The 22,909-nt window shown below is 37.0% G+C and carries 18 protein-coding genes; 8 read left to right on the top strand and 10 right to left on the bottom strand.

The features are described from left to right. Positions 1–34 precede the first annotated feature (34 nt). The 10 genes from BS636_RS05935 to BS636_RS05890 all read right to left on the bottom strand — a co-directional run bounded on the left by BS636_RS05935 (position 35) and on the right by BS636_RS05890 (position 14,639). Positions 35–2,020: a capsular polysaccharide biosynthesis protein gene (locus BS636_RS05935; RefSeq protein ID WP_099337956.1), complete on the bottom strand. Its 1,986-nt coding sequence runs from the start codon at positions 2,018–2,020 to the stop codon at positions 35–37. Further along, positions 2,021–3,184, bottom strand: a complete 1,164-nt coding sequence (locus BS636_RS05930) for a hypothetical protein (RefSeq protein ID WP_099337955.1) — start codon at positions 3,182–3,184, stop codon at positions 2,021–2,023. Between the two features lie 10 nt (positions 3,185–3,194). Beyond that, complete coding sequence (locus BS636_RS05925; protein ID WP_099337954.1) at positions 3,195–4,568, bottom strand: bifunctional cytidylyltransferase/SDR family oxidoreductase; 1,374 nt, start codon at positions 4,566–4,568, stop codon at positions 3,195–3,197. A gap of 14 nt (positions 4,569–4,582) precedes the next feature. Further along, positions 4,583–5,863, bottom strand: coding sequence for a CDP-glycerol glycerophosphotransferase family protein (locus BS636_RS05920; RefSeq protein ID WP_099337953.1), 1,281 nt, complete (start codon positions 5,861–5,863; stop codon positions 4,583–4,585). Positions 5,864–5,872: 9 nt separating this feature from the next. After that, complete coding sequence (locus BS636_RS05915) at positions 5,873–7,162, bottom strand: glycosyltransferase family 2 protein (RefSeq protein ID WP_099337952.1); 1,290 nt, start codon at positions 7,160–7,162, stop codon at positions 5,873–5,875. Between the two features lies 1 nt (position 7,163). Next, entirely contained in the window at positions 7,164–10,307 is a 3,144-nt protein-coding gene (locus BS636_RS05910) for a hypothetical protein (RefSeq protein ID WP_099337951.1), read from the bottom strand. 36 nt (positions 10,308–10,343) lie between these two features. After that, positions 10,344–11,966 (bottom strand): polysaccharide biosynthesis/export family protein, encoded by a 1,623-nt coding sequence (locus tag BS636_RS05905; RefSeq protein ID WP_416202905.1) that lies wholly within the window; start codon positions 11,964–11,966, stop codon positions 10,344–10,346. A gap of 63 nt (positions 11,967–12,029) precedes the next feature. Continuing rightward, the gene (locus tag BS636_RS05900; RefSeq protein ID WP_099337949.1) at positions 12,030–13,127 is read right to left on the bottom strand and encodes a capsule biosynthesis protein; all 1,098 of its coding nucleotides are present in this window, start codon (positions 13,125–13,127) and stop codon (positions 12,030–12,032) included. Beyond that, positions 13,117–13,779, bottom strand: a complete 663-nt coding sequence (locus BS636_RS05895; RefSeq protein WP_099337948.1) for an ABC transporter ATP-binding protein — start codon at positions 13,777–13,779, stop codon at positions 13,117–13,119. Before BS636_RS05895 ends, BS636_RS05900 begins: the two co-directional genes overlap by 11 nt. After that, positions 13,776–14,639: an ABC transporter permease gene (locus BS636_RS05890; RefSeq protein ID WP_228206934.1), complete on the bottom strand. Its 864-nt coding sequence runs from the start codon at positions 14,637–14,639 to the stop codon at positions 13,776–13,778. Before BS636_RS05890 ends, BS636_RS05895 begins: the two co-directional genes overlap by 4 nt. A gap of 199 nt (positions 14,640–14,838) precedes the next feature. On the opposite strand from BS636_RS05890, the gene BS636_RS05885 reads away from it, so the two are divergent. The 8 genes from BS636_RS05885 (at position 14,839) to glmU (ending at position 22,898) form a co-directional block, all read left to right on the top strand. Next, positions 14,839–15,807 (top strand): alpha/beta hydrolase, encoded by a 969-nt coding sequence (locus tag BS636_RS05885; protein ID WP_099337946.1) that lies wholly within the window; start codon positions 14,839–14,841, stop codon positions 15,805–15,807. A gap of 369 nt (positions 15,808–16,176) precedes the next feature. Then, entirely contained in the window at positions 16,177–17,688 is a 1,512-nt protein-coding gene (locus BS636_RS05880) for an aldehyde dehydrogenase family protein (RefSeq protein WP_099337945.1), read from the top strand. 329 nt (positions 17,689–18,017) lie between these two features. Beyond that, positions 18,018–19,133: a bifunctional 3,4-dihydroxy-2-butanone-4-phosphate synthase/GTP cyclohydrolase II gene (gene ribBA, locus BS636_RS05875; protein WP_099337944.1), complete on the top strand. Its 1,116-nt coding sequence runs from the start codon at positions 18,018–18,020 to the stop codon at positions 19,131–19,133. Positions 19,134–19,151: 18 nt separating this feature from the next. Next, positions 19,152–19,622 carry a 6,7-dimethyl-8-ribityllumazine synthase gene (gene ribE, locus BS636_RS05870; protein ID WP_067731440.1) on the top strand — a complete coding sequence of 157 codons (471 nt, stop codon included), beginning with the start codon at positions 19,152–19,154 and terminating at the stop codon, positions 19,620–19,622. A 4-nt stretch (positions 19,623–19,626) separates the two neighbouring features. Continuing rightward, positions 19,627–20,076, top strand: a complete 450-nt coding sequence (gene nusB, locus BS636_RS05865) for a transcription antitermination factor NusB (protein WP_099337943.1) — start codon at positions 19,627–19,629, stop codon at positions 20,074–20,076. 19 nt (positions 20,077–20,095) lie between these two features. Continuing rightward, positions 20,096–21,013, top strand: a complete 918-nt coding sequence (gene thiL, locus BS636_RS05860) for a thiamine-phosphate kinase (RefSeq protein WP_099337942.1) — start codon at positions 20,096–20,098, stop codon at positions 21,011–21,013. Next, positions 20,991–21,512: a phosphatidylglycerophosphatase A gene (locus BS636_RS05855; protein WP_099337941.1), complete on the top strand. Its 522-nt coding sequence runs from the start codon at positions 20,991–20,993 to the stop codon at positions 21,510–21,512. The genes thiL and BS636_RS05855 overlap by 23 nt, the downstream gene beginning before the upstream one ends. Positions 21,513–21,533: 21 nt before the next feature. Beyond that, the gene (glmU, locus tag BS636_RS05850; protein WP_099337940.1) at positions 21,534–22,898 is read left to right on the top strand and encodes a bifunctional UDP-N-acetylglucosamine diphosphorylase/glucosamine-1-phosphate N-acetyltransferase GlmU; all 1,365 of its coding nucleotides are present in this window, start codon (positions 21,534–21,536) and stop codon (positions 22,896–22,898) included. The last annotated feature ends 11 nt before the right edge of the window (positions 22,899–22,909 follow it).

Here is a 22,909-nt window from a genome sequence, read left to right as displayed (position 1 = left end):
GTAGTAAATTATTTACATGTACAGACATGAGAAATTAACCCAGTTTTTTTAGTAAATTATATAAAGGCGACAGTATACTCTTTTTATGTCTGTTTGCCTTTACCGCTTGGTCTAATTGCTGCTTGATAGATGTAATGACATCTTCGGGACGCACTACAGGTATCCGCATTTTTTTTGTCGCTTCTAAATTATAAATCGGATATTCCACCAGCGTAATATAAATTAGTTTTTCAAGGCTAATTTTTTTGTTACGCCGCTCTGATTGATACAAGTCATGGGTCAACCCCCACCCCGCATAGAAAGGTAAGCCATAGCAGTATACCTTCAAGCCCCTAATGAGTGCTTCAAAACCACTGAGCGATGTAATGGTATGCAGCTCATCTACAATTTCAAAACATTCAAGGATTGAAGCATCTAACTCCACCTGATCTGCATAACGCAATATCTCGGCAGCAGGAATACCACCGACCCTCAAACCAGTTTGCACATCAGGATGTGGCTTATAGATAATATAGCCATTGGGATTTCTGGTTCGCACTTCTTTTAACAGTGCGAGATTGGTTTTTATTCCCACGCCACCAAGCTGAATAGACATATCATCTTCGACCTGCCCCACAACCAATAAAACCCGTGGATGCTCAGGTCTGGTTAAGCGCTTAAATTCGCCCACATTATATTTGGAAATATTCAGGTCTATCAGCATCTGTTGCAAGCGTGTGGCCCGTTGCGCTTGTTGGACATTGAGTTCGAACTGGTTTAAGAGTTGTTCAAGACGCGAAGGTTGTGTGGCATCATAATAAATACCAATGTCATCAAAGACCAGGGAACACGGCCGAATCAGCTTTGCTCCCAGTCCTACAGAGCGGATAAAACCATCTTCCACTGTAGTAATGTGATTGTATTGTTTATCTTTAAGCTGTCGAGCCTTCTTGCCCCAGGCCAGCACATGCTCAGACTTTTTCGGTTTAAGATAACGCTGGAATTTTAAATCCAGTTTTAGAAAGCCTAAAAAATCGGGAATAAAGCGCTTTTTCCAAGGGGAAAACCCATAAGCGATATAACGATTCTCTAATCTTTTTTGTACTTCAATATTGGGAATAAGCAGCTCGAGAATATCTTCCAGTTCACAACGTTGTCCGGTGACCGGATTTACATAGCGGGCATAGTGAAAATAGGCGCAGGCAAATAAGTGTTGCAAGCTTTTTTGCCGGTTTCTGCGGCCATTCAGAATATCCAAAGGTGCATGAATATCATTGGTCAACCCCCACCCTGCATACCACGGCACGCCGAAACAATGTACTTTTTTTCCGCATAACAGCGCTTCAAAACCAAGCTGAGAACTCACCACATACACTTCGTCCATCTGCTGCAGCAGCTCGACAGGATTATAGTGCTCAGTGAGCAACCGAATATTGGGATGGTTGAAATCCTCTTGCGTAAAATGGGCTTGAGCTTTACCTGCTAATACATCTGGATGGGTTTTTACCCATATAATCGCATCTGGATGATCAATGCAGGCTTGTCTTAACATGCTTTTAAATGTGTCAGGAGTAGCCCCTGCATATTTGATTGATTGATCACCAAAGGTTTGATCAATAACTAAAATATTTTTGATTTTTTGATCAAACTTGTCTAAATCTACTGTTTGAAATTTTTGATTATATTTAGTAATTCCGAATTTTAAAATTTGGTCGATGGCATGCTGAGCACGAAGATTATCTTTAAGACTCTCATCTTTTAAAATGAGGTTTTCCAGATCTGAAGGCTGTAGTGCATCGAAATAAATACCGGTTTCATCAACAACAAGCGACAGAGGTGGATATCCATGTTTACCAAGACCTAGAGAGCGGACAAAACCGTCCTCCAAGCATAGCGCTTTCAGATCTTTTTGCTCGGCTAAGGCTTGGGCTTTAAAGAAACTTTTTTTACGGCCCCAGCCAGCATGAAATTCATGATAGATATTTAAGGATTTTTTCCAATTACTTAAATTATGCTTTTCTAAATATTGATTTAGAATCATTTAATACATGCTCAACAACTGTCTTTGTAATTCAATCTTTTTTTGCGTAGCGAAATAGCACAGCCAATGTATTCGTTCCCGAAAACTCTTTTGTTCCAAATGATTCTCTTGATAATCTATTAAATAATCGAAATGTTTTAATATCTCCGTCATTCGAGCTTGGAAACCAGCATCATCAATATTAAAAGCCTCTAAAGAGTTTTTAGCATCATATAGGTGAGCTATGCGTTTAGGAATAATTAGACCACTCAACTGCTTTTCTTGATATAAAACTAGAGTTGGGATATGTTCGCTAATCAATTGCATTTCCATCGCGGAAATATCAACAACCGCTCCTCTTAAAGCGATCGGTTTGAGATCATCTGATGTCTGTAACTCGCAACCAAAATAATTAAATCGATCAAAAAATCGAAAATTAGATTTGATCAAAATTATAGCAATTTCTAATTTATTTAGATCTTTAATCATCTTTTTAAGATGATCAAGGTATCTTTTATCCCTATGGCCCAGATTAGGGTGTACTTGAATATAAAGTTTCTTGATTTTATTTATCTGAATAAGTTGCATTAAATTTTTCGTTGCATGTGTGCCTATTGAGCAATAGTTCTCACTTGGAACCCCCCCTTCCCAAGTTGGTGCATACAACATGGCATCAGAATTTAAATCAGCGTAATAGGAATGCTGTCCGATAAACGTATTTCCCATAGGAATAACACGTTGTTCATTTTGGATATTAAGTGAGTTAAAAATACCAGCTTTCAGAAAACGATCTACACCCACTTGCCCTGAGGTTATCACAAAATCGTAAATGCGTATGATAGGCTTTATAGATGCTAATTTATGGCTTTCCCCGTGCGTCACAAAGATATGTACTAAGTCTCGATAAGCAACTACACGGCAATTAGATTGAGCATTAAAGAGATAAAAAACAACTTTATTCTTCTGAAAAGAAAAATCTGAATTTTTACGAATAAATTTATAGCGAATGGAAGTACTTTTAAATCGTTTATGAATATACTTTTCAATATCTTTATAAAACTTGAAGTAAATACAAATACAATCATCAGGATGGAAAATACTAGCCTGAAAATAACCCATCAATTGATCTATAGTTCCTTCAATTTTTGAATCTATATAGATATAGTACAGATTATTTTCAGGCATATTCAACTTCTTAACGACCGTCTTTACGAACGTCAACAATTATACCTGTATTTTTAGTTCCTAACACTTTAAGACTAGTCATTGCAACTTCCTTAGCCGAGAGCAACAATTCCGCTGGCTCTATACCAAAGTTCGCTGTACGCATTGGTGTTGCTGTACGCTCAGGATTAATACAAGTCACGCGAATTCCTTCATCACTCCATTCCTCTGCAATTGCTTGAGTAAAGTTCACGATTGCCGCATTCGTTGAAGAGTAGAGCGCATAAAATGCACGACCACGGGTATATGAACTAGAAGTAAAGTTCATAAGCATACCTGAGGTCTCTAGTAAATATGGTTTAGATGCAATTGCTACATTTACCGCACCAGTATAGTTCACCCCAATCAATGCGGTAATTTCTTCAATAGTCAGAGTATCAATTGGCTTTTTAATTAACAAGCCAGCAGTATTCACGATATAATCAATACGACCTAGCTTCGCTTTAATATCTGCAAGATAGTTTTTTACACTTTGCAAATTACAGATATCCACCTGATTATAAGAACGACTTGCAACTTCGACCTGGGCACCATGCAGTGTTGCAATGTTTTTCATTTCCAAACCAATACCGCTAGTACCGCCAAAAATTACAATCTTCTTATCTTTTAGATAATCAAAACTGTCACCTTCACGGAAAGGGATTCCATGAGCAGATTGGAGAAACTTTTCAGCAATAAATAAGTCAACGGGATGGGTAACTTTTAAATTGCGCTCACTTCCTTCTACAGTTGCTACACGAGTACGTGGCAACATTGCCCGAATCACACCACAGTCACATGTGAAGATTTTACGATTTTTTTCCAATGCTTTTTTATAAGCCAATTGGATTGAGCCCAGTTTGAATGCTTGCGGAGTTTGGCCTCGACGCATATGTGAGCGCTGAGGAATATTGGCAATACATCCATCATCGTAAATTTCAACCAAAGTATCCGCTGAAGGAATAACAACATCTACTGCATCAAAATCCTTTAAAGCTTCGACACAATTACTAATAATTTCTTGATTGACTAAAGGTCGAACTGCATCATGAAAGAGCACATTACATGAGTCATCATATTCTTTTAAAGCCGTTAAAGCTGAATAAGTTGAATCAAAGCGCTCATCGCCACCTGTAACAACTTTTGAAATTTTTGACCATTTGTTCTTTTTAATCAAATCCCACGTACGGTTAATATGCTGGGTTTGAGAAACAATAAAAATTTCATCAATATCATCTGAGTTTTGAAAAACATCAATGGTATATTCGATAATTGCCTTACCAGCAAGTTTAGTAAACTGTTTCGGTAAAGCACCACCAAATCGTGAGCCTGAACCACCCGACAAAATTACTGCTATGTTTTTCATTAAAGCTCTCTATCTTATTGAATTACATTTTCACGACTGTTGTTTAACAATGAAATTGTTTTAGATATATTTCTCAGTTGTTTAAAAAATTCATCATTTTTAGTCGCATCAACAGTTAGTAAATAATCTAAAGCTTTATACCGCATGTCTGCTAAAGGGTCTTCCCCTTCTATAATTACTTTTTCATAAAGAGACAACAACTCTTCGATATTGGAAAAAGTATACGTATAGTCACTATATTGCATATTGCTAGCTGAAGTAATGATCTCACGATCATTAGGGACAAATAAGAATATAGGAGATAAAGTAGAAATACATTCACTAACGACAGCAGAGATATCACAGATATAAATATCTGCATCTTTAATAATTTCCTCGACTGGAACATCTTTTGAATGAATTTCTACTTTGTCCTGATTTTTAGAGAAAGTGTCAATTAAGGTCTTTTCTAAGCCCAATAATGTTGAATCTCTAGATCCCATGACAGGATGGAGCTTTATATCTAATGAACAATCATATTTTTTAAATACTTCATTTAACATAACCGGTGCTATGTGGGCAGATGAATAATTATTTTCTTCATAGACACCTTCCCACGTGGGTAGATAGACAACACGCTTAGTAGTATTAATCTTTTCTTTATTTAGCTTAAGAAGGACATCTTTTAAATTAGGGCGTCCTATTTTTACAAATTTAATATGGTCTGTATTAAATTTTGCATTTTTAAATCTATCAACATGTGCTTGACCTGCTACCCAAATCTCATCATATACTCTGAAGAATTTATGAGCACTAGCCGCCTTATCACTATCGCCATGACCTAAAAAAATATGTTGATAACGATTGTATCTTAAGGTATGAATCAAATTTCCAGTATTAGAAAAATAATATATAGCTTTTAAAAATGGTAACTTGTTAATAACATTCTCAACATTATTAGCACTTTTTGCATATACTATGTCAACAGTAGGGTATTTCTCTACTGCCCAATTAAAAAGAGCTTTATTACGAATCAATATGGCAAATTTTTCACCAGATTTAATAAAATGACTTATCCATTGATCTAGATGAGAAGGACCGTGAGTTAGACCTTCACCAGTATGAAGTAAATGAACAGTTTGAGTAAATAAAGTAATATTTGAGGTAATTAGGTTTTCAGTAGATGTAGTTTCTTTATCTTGTAAAAAAGATATATTTAACTTCTTTCCTATTAAATTAGCATCAAAGCCTCTTTTTACGATAAAATCTTTAATAAAAAGATCAGGCTTCTTAATTAATTTACTAATCTTAGACATAATGATACCTTATTTCTTACAAGCAATATTATATAAACTATTGAAATCAGATTTCAAAAATAGCTCACACCAATCCCTAAACTCCTTATAGACGAAATTTTCATCAAATAAAAAACTATATATTTTAAATTGAAATCTGATTTTATTAAAATATATTTGTTTTTTAGCGACATCATGACTTTTACTTTTTAGTTTACCTATTATATAAGCTTCCAATACAACATTCATCCAACAAGAGAATAATGAAATTTTATTTTTCTTGTCTAATGAAGAGTCATTAATAACTTTAAAAACTCTAGATACAACTTCATAATCATGAATCAAGTTTGAAACATTATTAGTTAACTTATCCGAATCATGATTTGTAATGTAATAATAAGGCTTTTCTCCCAAGATACTAATTTTAGCTGAGGAGGCTAGTACATTCATCATAAAAACACGATCTTCACCTATTTTTATATCAAGAGGAAAAAATATAAAATTATTTTTTAATAAAGATGTACGTATTAGCTTAGAACACATTAAAGAACGTACAAGATGATGATCAGATATTAATGCAGAATTGATATTACCTTTAGCAAAAGGTCTCTTCCCCCATGAACGCCCCTTATCACCGTCATATTTTGCATATACAACATCTGATGAATTATTTTCTGCCATATCTAGTAAATCACACAGAGTATAATCATAAATATAATCATCAGAATCAACAAAATATATATATTTTCCTTTCGCAGCCAAAATTCCATCATTTCTTGGAGCACTTGCACTCCCAGAGTTTATAGGCCTCTTTAGAATTTTATAATTTAATTTATTAGATAAATTTTCTTTTATTACATCTACACTATTATCTGAGGAAAAATCATCAACAAATATCACCTCAAATTTATTAGGATCTAATTTTTGAGAATTTAAACTAGAAATACAATCTCCAAGGAGATTTTTCCTATTATAAACAGGAATAATAACTGAAATCACATAATTATACTGATCATCATTCATTTTCTTTAAATTTTCTAGAAAAATCTTTATTTTTGAGAATAAAATAGTTAAATTATCCCCAATATATAAATTATCTTTTCTTTTAGAAAAAGACTTGTCACTTTTATTAAAATTCCTAACTACATAGTCCACATGGATTAAATTTTCTTTTAAATATAAATCAAATCCAATTTTATAACCTTCAAAATAGATATCAACAACATACGTATTTTCCTGATATACCCATTTTTTCAATACAAATTGAGGATAAAAATTATTAAAAAAACTAAAAAAAACCTCTTTGTAAGAAATTTCCATATCAAACCTCAGAATCTAAATACTCATTAATAATATTATATAGTTTTTCAGAAGATGATTCTTCATTCTGGAAAACCTGTGAGATAATTTCATGCCGAATATCCTTCAAAGGATCTACATTATCTATGACAAGTTTTTTATAAATATTCTTTAATTCTTCTAAATTATTTACAATATAAAATCCTTGGGAAATATACTGACCAAAATCATTAAATTCAACTTTTGAGTTAGCTGATTTCAACCAAATAATTGGATTACCCGTTGGAAAATATTCTGCAAGAAATGAACTGCAATCAGTAATTAAAATATCTGAATCTCTAAATAAATCAAAATAATCTCCTCTATCATATATAAAACTATTTTTTTCTTCCCACGATTGCAAATAATCATCAATTTCAATTTCAGTCATAATTTGATGTGAAATTACTGAATATCTAAAACGACCATGAGGTTTTAAACACCATAAACTATTTTCTTGCTCTTTTAATTCTTTAATAAAATCACCATTCCATTGAAAAGTACCTATTTGAAGTGCAGAACCGTTAAAAGAATGATGAGGTGCATAAATTATTTTCTTTTTAGATAAATTTCCAAATTTTTCAGCAAATGGCTTAGATTGTATAGGCTTTTGGTATACATCTAATTTTGGATATCCAATTACCTCTAACTTATCTGCATGGTTTTCCTCATAGCTTAAATAGGTAGAAATATGCTGAGTAGTGTGAGCAAAGTACTTCCATATAAAACAATGGAAGCCTCTAACTGAATAATCTAAATGGCTTTTATAAATAATATATGAATAAGGTATATAGCAAGATAAAATATTTTTATGAAATTTCTGAACCCAATATGCCATACCATCCCAAGGTTGTTGATAAAAAATAACATCTATGTCTTTTAGAATTTTTTCACTGAAAGCACTGTGAGTAAAATTTTCTCTTAAAATTAAATCTTCATCTATAGATTTAAAATAATTTAACTGTTCAATATATCTAGAATCTTCGGTATTAGGTACAGTTTTTTCTTTTAATAAAATTATTTTAGGTATATATATCTTACTATTTTTTAAAATTGAAAAAAAATCACCCAAATTCCATTTCCTATAATCAGAAACAAAAAAACCAATTACTTTTTTCTTTTTTTTCTTTAATCTATCAATATTAAAAAAATTATAATATTCTAGTTCCTTATAGAATGTTTCTAATTTAATTTTTTTTTCCACATATAAAAAAAATGATTCAATTAATAATGGAAATTTATCTAAATTTTCTCTTAAGTTTAATTGACATATTATTTTATTCATTTCTTTTTTATGTGATATCTTGTTTTCAGTAAAATGAGATGTTATCAAGTCGCTAAACATCTCTTCTTTATTAAAAAAAGACATCTTAATTGTGTTAATATCTTGAAAAAATTCAACATCACATATAAAAGTAAAGCCCTTTATATCTAAATGATTAGCAATTAAGTTCTCCCTAAACTTCCATGTTTTTACTTTATTAGAGATTGATTTATTAATAACTTCAACTTGTTCATCTATGTAACTTTTTTCTCTAATATTTAATACTACATCATCTTCGCTTTTAGAAATAAAGAATCTCTTACTCTGTGAAAAAATATCTTCATTAAAATCATAGCTAAAACCAACTATTTCATCTTTTACTAAGGTAACAACTTTCAACTTTAAAACATACTTCCCACTTTTTATTTTTGATAAATCTATACCTTTATGCAACTTAGTACAAAAATTTGCTTTATCATAATTAATAGATATATCTTTACTATATATCTTCGTAGTAATTGTCTTATGTGTTTTTGCCAATGGCAAAATAATATTTTCATCTTCAGAACGAAGATGCAGTTCATAATCTATATCAGACCAATTTTTACAACTCAATCCTTCAAAAAATGCAATGCCTTCTATGAAAAATAGATCATCTTTAAAACTAATATTATTTGTTTTAGTAAATAAATTTAAAGATTTTTTATCTATCTTTTCAATTAAATCAATATGTTTTGCTATAGAATTATTTATTTCAATTATACTTTTTATCATTTCCTCAATACATTTATTATTTAAAATTCGTGCTTTATTACCATTAAAACTATATTTTTTAAAAATAGGTAATTTTGAATATCTTAGTGAAAATTCATCTCGAAATATTATATCTAAAAATAAGCTTTCTTCATTGCAATATATATCAAAAGAAAAACGTGCTTTATTATTATAAAAATCAATTATTATAAGTTCTTTTTTCAATGAAATTTTAAAATTAAAACCTAAGGGCGCTAAAATACTTTCAATATAAAACTTTATATAAAATTTATTATAAATATTTTTTTTATAATGCCCTGATAATACATCTTTTAACAAACCTGATAACGGTATTGAACAGTCTAAAAAATCACTTATTGAATATACTTCTTTGTACTTCTTAGGAGTCCATGAGTTATGTAAAGATATAATTCCAAATGTTACAAGCTCTAATACTTTACGATTAAGTTTGAAATTTTCGTTAAAATAAAAATTACGATAATAGCTTTTAGCATTTTCATAGGTAGCCCCTACCATTGCGGCTGATTCTAAAATGTTACCGCTTTCTGTTCGATCAATTATTAAAAAATGCTCTTTATTTCTCTCATCATTCAGTAGATTTTCTAATATTCCATTACCAAAATAATTCCATTTATATACTTCAGGAAGATTTTCTAATCTTTTCTGAGCTTCCTCTCTCCACCCCTTTAAAATCGGATTATTTTTTTTCTTACTATATAAAACAGCTAAATGTAATCCATTTGTTGAAGGATTACCAAATCCAATCAATTTATAATTTGATATGACATCAAATACTTTAAAGATATTATCTGTCACTATACAATCTAAGTCTAAAAATAAACCACCAAATTTTTCTAAAACAGCAGCAGAAATTATATCTGATTGCATTGCTAAAGATATTTTCTTTAATTTTTCTGTATCATATATATCTCCAATATATTCATCTAAGTTCCCATAATTAATGATATGTAACTCAAGATTAGGAATATTTTTTATCCATGTTTGTTTACATAACTCGAGATAAGCTGGTATCAAATTATTTTGAGATTCCCAAAAGACAAAAATTCTATTTATATTTTCATTTTGCATTACATAAAACTCTACTTAATTAACACTTTTTAATTTTTACAAATCTAATGCTACTTTAGCAGCCACCGCAATCTGATAAAGGACTTGAGTAATACCACGTGTTAACTCAATACCCTTAGTCTGAGCTTTAGGTAATACAAGGATTTCATCCCCTTGTTGAATTTTTTCGCCTTTACGTACAAGTTCAGCCTTACCATTTTGTCGAATTATAATCACTTTAGACTTATTCGATTTTTGGCTAAACCCTCCAACCTGCTTAATATAATCATTGGCACTTAAGCCACTCTTATATTCAACCCCATTTGGAAAAGCAACTTCGCCATGTACCATGACCACAGACGTTTTTTCAGGAATATATAAAATATCTCCCTGTTCCAAAATTACATTTTGGAAAGTATCTGGATTCAGCACCACCTGTCCTTTAGGTTCAACTTGACGTGCTTTAGCAATGAATTGTTTTACCAGTTCAGCATCACGCAAACGTAAAGCTGCTTCTTCCTGTGTGCTTGAACGAGCATTAAATGTCGTTTCTTCCAACTTATCTAGAGCAACATTTAACATCTCTTTTTGGCGCTTGGCGACAGAAGGACGGAAGAGTTGTAAAGATTCTATTTCTGCCAAAGCGTTCGGTTGCAGCTGCGTCAGTATGTCACTGAGTTTAGCCCCATAAGACAGGACTACGGCATGTGCCCCATTGTGTGCTCCATCGATTCTGACCTGAATGGTGCCTGCATAGCGATCCGCAGTAACAGTCACTACATCCCCATCCTGGATCATGACGTTATTGGCCTGATTCAATGGATAATATTCACTACGGTATTCTGTGCCTTGGCGACGTTGAATACTGACATTGGTCGCGCCAGGTTTGAGTTTGGCAAAGGATAAGGCCTGAGCTAAAGAAATACTCGGCGAGTTAAATTCAAAATCATTCTGATTATAAACTTCACCAGATACATTAAAGGTATGGGTACGTTGCCCGACCACAATTACATCCCCATCACGGAATGAAATAGGCTTAATCTGTCCATTGAGTAAAAACTGATACAGGTCCACATGCTGAATCAACTGACCATTACGCATCACCTTAATATCGATGTAACTACCGCGTTCTGGATCAACCCCACCTGCTCTATCCAGATAAGCAATGACACTGTCATTTGCCACACCGCCATAATTACCGGGCTGATTCACAAAACCGGTTACAAGCACCTTGACTGGCTGGGCCTGTTCCAAGGCAGCATATACGCTTACATTCGCCACATAGATGCGACGCACATGCGCTTCAATCACAGACTGTAAGTTGCCATTGGTTACACCGGCAACTTTGACCGGCCCCACATTGGGAATGAAAATATTCCCTTGTGGATCAACTGTCTGGGTTCCTATAAATTGATAAGCTCCCCAAAGACGCAAGTTGATCTGGTCCCCTGGATTGATCTGATAACTGCTGTTAAAGGTTGAACCTGCGGTTGATGCAAAAGCCCCTTTGAATAGCTGCGAACCAAACATTTTATTTGATGTTTGATATTTCATGGATGAACTTGGAGACAGTTCGACAACTGACTGATTATTTAAAATCGTGTTACTGTCAGTATTCATGGGTGACTGCTGGCCACCAAATGCACTGGCTACTTCCGCAGGCAATAGACTGGAGTCCATTGCCTGGCTCCCTGTCGCACAGGCTAATGATAAAACTGATAATAAGGCAATTTTTTTCATAATTTATTCTCTGTGCTCACGGATAATGGAGTGAATGAGAAGGCCAATACCAAAAATGATATTCAGCAAAATGAACGAAGTAATACTGATATACACTTTACGCGGATAAAGCGCGTCTTCAGCCAGACGTGGCGCTGAAATCACAACCAGTTTTTTAAGTTTTCGGGAAGCTTCTAGGCGTGCTTTTTCTAACGATACTAAAGAAATCTTATATAAATCTGTAGCAAACTCTACCTGAGCTTTTAATGCTTCAAAATCAGCTACGTTTTTATTCAGTTTAGGATTATTTGGTGAAGTTAATTTAGCACTTTCACTATCAATTTGCTTTTGAACTGATTCAATTTGACTACGCAAAGCAATAACTTGGGGTGCTTCAGGAGTTAAATAACTTAATAAGGTACGCTCTTCTGTTTTTAATTGTGCCAAAGTGCTTTGTAAGCCTGCAATCAAAGTTGCTACTGCTTGGGCTTGCAATTCAGGATCAAAAATTTCATTTTCATTTTGATAAGCTAATACTGCTTGACGTGCATCATCAAGTTGTTTAGTCGCTTTTTGATACTGCTGTTCTGCAAAGGTTTGCTGCTCTTGAGCAATTGCCTTTGAAATCTCATTAATAAAGCTATCACTTTGCTTTAAAATTTCATTATTAAGTTTCAAAGAAAATTCGGGGGAAAACCCTTGAGCATTAACATGTAACATCATGGTTTGCTCATCAAGTTCAACTTGAATCATCTTATTAAAATATTCTACTAGCTCTTCAACTGAAGCATCTTTAGATAAAGCAAAAACAGGATCATGCACTGATGAAAACTCTTGACGCAAGTTAAGTCTTTTATCTAAACGCTCTATCAAGTCACGAGAAGTAATAAATTCCTTTAGTATCTGAGAGTCTTCTCGACTTGTATTTGGCATCCCTAGTAATGCTCCGATACCGGAAGCACTTGCAACTTGTGAATTTTCCACTTGTTTTACAAGCAATGTTGAAGAGGAGCTATAACGATCTTTCGCAAAAATATATAAATAGCTAATGATTAACAGTAAAGGAATAAGGACTAGACATCCGTATGCAACTCCTATTTTTGTCTTTAATTTAGTTTGCATATGCCTTATAAACCTCTACCGCGTCCTGTACATTATCAAAATATTCAGCTTGCCCATCTCTAACTAAAAAAGCAACATCACAATTACGGACTAAATCTTTGACGTTATGAGAAACCATAATAATATTTGAATTTTGTTTTAGATTATCGAGCAAAACTTGACTCTTCTTACGAAATGATCGATCACCAACTGCTCCTGCTTCATCTAATAAATAATAGTCAAAATTAAAAGCCATACTGAGTCCAAAACCGATTCGACTACGCATGCCACTGGAGTAACTTTTCATAGGCATATCAAAATATTTACCAATTTCTGCAAACTCCTCCACAAACCTTACTACATGGTCTACTTCTTCTTCGTTACTGACATAGAGGCGAGCTACAAAACGAACATTTTGGCGTGCAGTCAGACTTCCTTGGAAACCTCCAGACAATGCTACAGGCCATGAAATTGACTTATTCGTAATTACTTGCCCTGTGTCTGGGTAATCAATCCCCCCAATTACACGGAGTAAAGTACTTTTACCCGCTCCATTTTTACCTAATAGAGCCACACTTTTATTCTCTGGTAAAATTGCATTAAGATTTTTAAAAACATAATGTCGACCAGTGGGTGTGGCATATGATTTAGTTAAATTTTTTAGTTCAATCATTTTGATTTCACCATGCGTCTCTCAAAACGCTTATAAAGCAATAATCCTAATAGTAAAGTGCCCACAACCCAGTTAAATACATAGAATAGGCTAATACCATCTACTAATTGGTAGGTAGGAGCAACTGCATGGCGCATGTGCTCAAAAATATGTAAGAGAGGATTATATAAAAGATATTTCTGATATTGAGTTGGAATAATATGAATTGAATAAAGAACACCTGATAGAAGGTAGAAAATGAAAAATAAAGGCGAAATAAATTTATTGGCTTCTTTAGAAAAGTCACCTACTACTAATAAAATTAAACTACATCCCATCATCAAAATAAAAAGAATTATCCATAATCCTAATAATTGAGGTATTGATGAAAAACTAATCGTGTAGCCAAACCAAAGTAATGCAGCTGAGAAGAACAAATAAGATGTTATTTTTAAAAGAAATTCTAAAATATTACGTGCTATTAAAGCATCAATTGGTTTTACAGGGCGATAATTAAATAATCCACGATTTGACTCAGCTGCACTCATAGCTAAGGTAACACCAGTACGAAACATAAAAAATGGAATAATGCCATTAATTAAAAAAACTTCATATTGAATACCTGGAGCAACCCGATGACGAATCGTAGCAAATAGAAGCACCATTAAACCAATAGTTAGTAAGGGTTCTAAAAACACCCACAGATAACCTAAACGGTATTGTCCAAAACGCGTCTGTAATTCGCGTAACATCAAAGCACGTATCGATGCATACATCACTGCCAACCCGCCGCGTGCTTTGAGTCGAGGTAGCTTTTTTAGCTGGGATGATGGTTCCATATGCTCTTTTGAGTCAATGAGGTAAGAAATAGGCGATGACATGATAACGTCGTCGTCTCGTTTTATAAAGTAAATTTATGCCCCCTAAATGGTGCATTGCATTTTAAAAGCATTAGGTGTAAAGACTCAATTCATGCTTAACCTGCTTCTATAGAGACAAACTTTTTAATTTCAATGTCAAAAATTGACAAGACTTCGAACTTGATCAACTATAAAGCTTAAAAATTCCCTGAGTATAACAATGACAATAACGCTCCAGACTCCCCGATATCAGCCCGATGTGTTAGGCACAGGATATGAACAGGCTACTTTAAATTTCCCGGATGATTATGAAGGTCAGGTGGTGGCGACACTGGTTCGCAAGAAAGCCGCTAAGTCCACTAAAAAAGCGGTACTCTATATTCATGGCTTTATCGACTATTTCTTCCAGACCGAAATGGCAGAACGCTTCAATGAGCAGGGTTTTGATTTCTATGCACTTGACCTGCGTAAGTATGGCCGCTCCTACTTGCCGCATCAGAAATACTATAATGTGCATAGCCTGTCCGAATATGATGCGGAAATTACCCAAGCACTGGATATTATCGGTCAGGAAGATCATGAAGCCGTACTGCTTTGCGGACATTCAACCGGTGGTTTAACTACAACCTTATATGCCGCACATCATCCGGATCATCCGCTGATTAAAGCACTCTGGGCAAACAGTCCCTTTTATGACTTTAATATGAGCCGTCTGGAAAAGAAATTTGCGATTCCCCGAATGGCTGCAATGGGCAAACGTTTTCCAAATTTGCTGTTTCCGAGCCGTCTTAATAAATGGTATGTTCCGAGTTTGCATGCCAGCCATCATGGAGAATGGAACTTTAACCTGGAATGGAAAAAAGTCCGCTACCCGATGGTACGCTTAAGCTTTGTACATGCCATTCATGAAGCCCAAAAAGAACTGCATCAAGGGATTCAGTTAAGCATTCCTACTCTGATCATGCATTCTCATCAGACAACTTATCCTCGAAAATTTAATCGTCATGCGCAAACCAGTGATATGATTCTGAAAGTACAGGATATGATTCAGCATGCCCGAAAAATATCAGGTGATGTCACCTTGTGTGAAATTCATAATGGTCTACATGATTTGGTATTGTCAGAAAAAAATGTGCGAGAACAGGTCTATCAACAGCTGTTTGCGTGGTTACAAACCAAGGGATTTTAACAAAGCCGGAACGATAATGATTTGAAAGGTTTTAGGGAAGGAAAATAATAAATTGTCTTCCTCAAAATTTACCAAAGAAATTTTACTTAAAGATGGGCTGATTGTTATTTTCCAGCAGGCTCATATGTGAGAAATGTCATATTTTAATAACTTTAAAACTTTATATTTATAACCTAATATTTTGATTATTATTAATAATCTTATCATCCTCTTATACCTACTTTGTTGCCTTTTGTAGCACGCTTGTAAACCCTCGACATCCCGTCAGATTTGCTCTTTATATTAGCTATAACCACTCATTTCAAGATGAGCCTTCTTCACTTACCTTTATTTTCTCACAGCTATAATAGTCAATGAAAGGACAAAATTATGCGTTATGCAGATCCAAATACTGACGGTTCAAAAGTTCAATTTAAACAGCAATATGAAAATTTCATTGGTGGTAAATGGGTGCCACCGGTCAAAGGTGAATACTTTGACAATATCTCGCCGGTAGATGGTAAGGCCTTTACCAAAGTTCCACGTTCCTCAGTTGAAGATATCGAACTGGCATTGGATGCCGCTCATGCCGCCAAACAGCAATGGAACTCATCTTCTCCGACCACACGCTCTAATATTTTGCTCAAAATTGCTGATCGTCTGGAGGAGAATCTGGAACTATTGGCGGTGGCAGAAACCTGGGATAACGGCAAGCCAATCCGCGAAACCCTGGCTGCGGATATTCCACTGTGTATTGACCATTTCCGTTATTTTGCCGGCTGTATCCGTGCGCAAGAAGGCGGCATTTCTGAAATTGATGAAGATACCATTGCCTATCATTTCCACGAGCCACTCGGTGTCGTTGGACAGATCATTCCCTGGAACTTCCCAATTCTCATGGCGGCATGGAAAATCGCACCCGCACTCGCGGCGGGCAATTGCATTGTGCTTAAACCCGCAGAACAAACCCCTGTCAGTATTTTAGTCTTGGCAGAACTGATTCAAGATATCTTGCCACCGGGCGTTCTCAATATCGTGAATGGTTATGGTGTGGAAGTCGGTCGTCCCTTAGCCACCAATCCACGCATCTCGAAAATTGCCTTTACCGGATCCACCGCAGTCGGGCAAATGATTATGCAATATGCCACTGAAAATATTATTCCAGTGACTTTAGAGCTGGGCGGTAAATCACCTAACCTGTTCTTTGAAGACATCATGGACAAAGAAGATGATTACCTTGATAAAGCCCTTGAAGGCTTTGCCATGTTTGCCCTCAACCAAGGGGAAATTTGTACCTGCCCTTCCCGTGCCCTGGTGCAAGAAAGTATTGCGGATGAATTTTTAGCACGTGCGGTAGAACGGGTGAAACGGATTAAGACCGGTCACCCACTGGATACCGATACTATGATCGGTGCGCAGGCCTCACAGGAACAACAGGATAAGATTCTCGGTTGTATCGCCACCGGTCGTGAAGAAGGTGCTGAAGTCTTACTCGGTGGTAGCGAACGTCAGGAAGTCGGTCAAGGCTTCTATATTGAACCGACCATTTTTAAAGGTTCGAATGAGATGCGTACCTTCCAGGAAGAGATCTTTGGACCCGTCCTGGCAGTCACCACCTTTAAAGACTTTGACGATGCGATCAAAATTGCTAATGACACGATCTATGGCCTAGGTGCTGGGGTCTGGTCGCGTTCAGCACATACTTCTTATCGTGCAGGTCGTGCGATTCAAGCCGGTCGTGTATGGACGAATTGCTATCACATGTACCCTGCTCATGCTGCCTTCGGCGGTTATAAGAAATCCGGGATCGGCCGTGAGAACCATAAAATGATGCTGGATCATTACCAACAAACCAAAAACCTGCTGGTCAGCTATTCAACCAAACTGGCTGGATTCTTCTAAGTATTCACCTCATCAAAAAGCGGACTTTGGTTCGCTTTTTTGTGATTTAAGATCTATTTGTATGTCAATTAAGCGCTATTTTCTAGAGACTTATCTTAATCATTTATAAGATTACCAATATTTATCACTTTCAATCGTTTAAAAAAAATACAGAAAACAAAGCCTCACTGATAAAGTTGGCTTTCCATGGCAAAAAAGACTGTGTATAACAATGGACACCCTAGGGAAAGCAATAAGCATAGGCAAAATTGCTCAAAAAGCGTTAGACTATGCAACCAATAATGTCATGATTCGGTCTGATTAAAGACCAAAAAAGAAGGTGAAGGTTGATGCCGCTCAATACCGTTGAAGAGCTCGTAGCAGATATCCGTGCAGGTAAAATGGTCATCCTGATGGATGATGAAGACCGTGAGAATGAAGGTGATCTAGTGATTGCTGCGACACACGTGCGTCCTGAGGACATCAACTTTATGATCACTCACGCGCGTGGTCTGGTTTGCCTAACTTTAAGCAAAGAACGTTGCCAGCAGTTAAATCTACCGTTAATGGTTGATGCGAATGGTGCGCAACATGGTACGAATTTCACGCTGTCGATTGAAGCAGCAAAAGGTATTTCTACCGGCATTTCTCCTGCAGAACGTGCGCATACCATTCAAACAGCCGTTGCTGCACATGCTAAACCAGCTGATATCGTGCAACCTGGCCACATTTTTCCATTGATGGCGCAACCGGGTGGTGTATTGCACCGTGCTGGTCATACTGAAGCAGGCTGTGACCTAGCCCGTCTTGCTGGCCTAGAACCTGCTTCTGTGATCTGTGAGATCATTAATGAAGATGGCACCATGGCACGTCGTGCAGATCTGGAAATCTTTGCTGAAAAACATGGTCTAAAAATTGGTACAATTGCCGATCTGATTCATTACCGCATGACCAATGAACAAACAGTTGAGCGTTTAGATCACCAAAAACTCGATACTGAATACGGCACATTTGACCTTTACCGCTATCAAGAAGTTGGTAATCCGGATATTCACTTGGCTCTAGTCAAAGGCGAGCCAAAAGATGGCGTAACTACCGTTCGTGTGCATGGTTTCAATCCAACACGTGACTTGCTTAAACTGAATAAACAGGATGGCGAACCAGCTTGGAATTTAGACCGCGCCTTGAAAGAAATTTCAGCGAGCGATCGTGGCGTATTGGTCTGGATCGGTCAGCGTCATTTACAAGACTTGGGCCCTGCCCTGGATGCACTTACCGCACCAAAAAATGTGAAGTCGAATGCTGCATTATCTCAGCAGTACCAGACCATTGGTGTTGGCGCACAAATTTTACGTGACTTAGGTGTTGAAAAAATGAAGCTACTCAGCTCTCCATTACGTTTCAATGCCCTGTCAGGCTTTAACTTAGAAGTGGTGGAATATATCACCGCACAACAAACATCTTAAGAAATAATCGAGGTTGCTATGGCAGTTCGCCGTATTGAAGGTATGTTACATCTCGCGAACGAAGACCGTTATGCGATTTTAGTTGGTCGTTTTAACAGCTTTGTTGTTGAACATCTGTTAGAAGGTGCCGTTGATACATTGAAACGTCATGGTGTATCAGAGGATAATATCACTGTTGTTCACGCCCCTGGTGCCTGGGAACTCCCTATCGTTGCAAAGAAATTGGCTGCGACTGGTCGTTTTGATGCCATCATTGCGCTTGGTGCAGTGATTCGCGGTAGCACACCTCACTTCGATTTCGTTGCTGGTGAATGTGCCAAAGGTCTGGGCGTCGTTGGTCTGGATGCTGGCCTACCAGTAATTAATGGTGTACTCACTACGGATAGTATTGAACAAGCGATTGAACGCTCTGGAACAAAAGCAGGTAATAAAGGTAGTGAAGCTGCCTTAACTGCAATTGAAATGGTTAACTTGTTAAAGGCTATTTAACGCTATGTCGCAAACACTTCAAGCAACTTATGCAGCAAAACGTAAAGCACGTCGCTTTGCTGTACAAGGAATTTATGAATGGCAAATGAGCCACAATCCAGTGCATGAGATTGAAGCACGTACCCGTGTTGACAATGCCATGCACAAAGTGGATCTGAGCTATTATCATGAATTGTTGACTCAAGTGGTTGCCAATCATGAAGCATTGGATGCGCTCTTAATCCCTGTACTCGATCGCGAACTTACAGCGCTGGATGGCGTTGAACTCGCAACTCTTCGTCTTGGTGCGTATGAACTCAAAGAACATCTTGAGATTCCATACCGTGTGGTATTAGATGAAGCAATCGAGCTTGCTAAACACTTTGGCGGTGCAGACAGCCACAAGTACATCAATGGTGTACTGGATCGTTTAGCAACAACTTTACGTGCAGCAGAAAAGCAACAATCTAATTAATTGTTAAGTAGATTTTTGTATGGCTGAGTTTTCGATTATCGACACCTATTTTAATCGTAAGACATCTACGTCTGTCGATTTAGGGGTCGGTGATGACTCAGCCTTGCTCACCCCTCCTCCACAGCAACAACTGGTCATCTGTGCCGACACCTTGGTTGCTGGTCGACATTTCCCGCTTGATACTGACCCACATGCCATTGGCTGGAAATCAGTTGCGGTGAATCTGTCTGATATTGCTGCGATGGGTGCAAAACCACACAGTATTTTGCTTGCCTTAAGCCTACCCCAAATTGATCATGACTGGCTAAAAGCTTTTAGTCAGGGTCTCTATGATTGCTGCGATCAATTTGGTGTGAGTTTAATTGGTGGTGATACCACCCAAAGTCCTCATTTAACTTTATCTGTCACTGCCCTAGGCTGGGTAGATATTGGCAAAGCCGTACTCCGTTCAGGTGCCAAACCCGGCGACCTGATTTGTGTCAGTGGGACTGTAGGCGATGCTGCTTTTGCCCTACACAAGTTAGGTCACCCCTTACAAAAACGTCTGGATTATCCAACGCCACGCTGTGAACTCGGACAAGGCCTCAAAGGCTTGGCCAACAGTATGATTGATATTTCAGATGGCTTGGCCCAAGACTTAGGTCATATCTTGGATGCATCCAAGGTCGGTGCGGAACTCTATTTAGAAAAACTCCCATTGAGCCCTGCTTTGCAACAGCTTCCCGATCAGCAAAAATGGCGCTATGCGCTCGCGGGTGGCGATGATTACGAACTTTGTTTTACCATTTCTTCTGATCACTATAAAATACTGAAAAAGCAAAAGCCGCATGTAAATATAACAATGATTGGCACAATTAATGATACAAATACCTTGAGTCTGCTCCATCATGATCATTCAGTTGTGCTCGATTTGAATGGATATCAACACTTTGCATAAGCCTAAAATTAACTTTAAAGCCATGTCATGGCCAAATCGACTCATCGTCTGCTGTGGTGTTGGTTTTGGTTCAGGACTCTTACCCAAAGCACCGGGCACTTTCGGTTCTGCTTTCGCACTGCTTTTTGTGCCGATCTGGCTTGCAATTGGTTTTTTAAACTCCATTTTAGCCATCATCCTCATGTCAATTCTTGGCATTTATATTTGTGGACAAACTGCCAAAGTGATGGGCGTTCATGATGACGGTCGTATCGTCTGGGATGAATTTGCCGGGCAATCCATCACCTTTCTCCCACTGATTTATCTAGGTCTGATGAACTGGATCTGGATTATTATTGGATTTGCTCTATTCCGTCTTTTTGATGTGTGGAAACCATGGCCAATTCGTGTCATCGATCGTCAAGTCGGTGGTGGTTTTGGTATTATGTTTGACGATATTGTTGCCGGCATCTGGGCCGCCATCTGTATTGCCATCTACCTCTATATTTCAATGGCTTAAGCCAAGTTTCTAAGGTGTAATATGTCAACTTCTGTGATTATTCTTGCTGCAGGTAAAGGCACTCGAATGCGTTCGAGTTTACCCAAAGTGTTGCAGCCGCTCGCAGGACGCCCTTTACTCGCTCATGTCATTGAAACTGCAAAACAATTAAATGCCGAAAATATTATTACCATTTATGGGCATGGTGGTGATTTGGTTCAACAGGCCTTTGCACATGAACAAGTGCAATGGGTTGAACAAAAAGAACAATTGGGGACAGGTCATGCGGTGAAAGTGACTTTACCCGTTCTACCTCAAACGGGCGTGTCTTTAATTTTATCGGGTGATGTCCCTTGTATTAGCCAGCAGACACTTCAGAATTTGCTCGATGCTACTCAAGAGCAAGGTATTGGCTTGGTGACATTAACGCTAGCAGATGCCAGTGGTTATGGTCGTATTGTGCGTAAAGATGGTCAGATTCAAGCGATTGTTGAACATAAAGATGCTTCTGAAGAACAGCGCCAAATTAAAGAAATTAATACCGGTATTTATGCGGTCAGCAATGCCAAATTACATGAATGGCTTCCACGTTTAAGCAATAACAATGCACAAGGTGAATATTACCTGACCGATATCGTGGCCATGGCACTGGCAGATGGTATGAGTGTTGCATCTGTAGAACCTGAGCTGGCTTTTGAAGTGGAAGGCGTCAATGACCGTGTGCAACTGGCTGCTTTAGAACGTCAGTTTCAGACTTATCAGGCAATACAACTGATGCAGCAAGGTGTACATCTGATTGACCCAAGCCGTTTTGACTTACGAGGCCAACTCACTGTTGGTAAAGATGTGCGTATCGATATCAATGTCATTATCGAAGGTGAGTGTGAGCTCGGTGATGGCGTTGAAATTGGTGCAGGCTGTGTGATTAAAAATACCAAAATTGCAGCAGGCACCAAAGTTCAGCCCTATAGCGTATTTGATAGCGCCATTGTCGGTGAAAATACTCAAATTGGTCCATTTGCCCGTCTTCGTCCAGGTGCAAAACTTGCTGCCGAGGTTCATATTGGTAACTTTGTTGAAGTGAAAAATAGTACGGTCGGTCACGGCTCAAAAGCCAATCACTTCACTTACTTAGGTGATACCGAAGTCGGCTCAGGAAGCAATATTGGTGCAGGGACGATTACCTGTAACTATGATGGTGCCAATAAATTTAAAACTATCATTGGGGATAATACCTTCATTGGTTCAAATAGCTCCCTGATTGCTCCACTAAAGATCGGCAATGGCGCGACAGTGGGAGCGGGTTCAACGATTACCCGGGATGTGGCAGAGAACAGTTTAGCGGTAGAACGTTCCAAGCAATTTGCCAAAGAAAATTATCAGCGTCCGCAAAAAATCAAGAAATAAGAGGAAATCAT

Source organism: Acinetobacter sp. LoGeW2-3 (genome assembly GCF_002688565.1).
GTDB lineage: Bacteria > Pseudomonadota > Gammaproteobacteria > Pseudomonadales > Moraxellaceae > Acinetobacter.
This window is presented reverse-complemented; position numbering and strand designations above follow the sequence as displayed.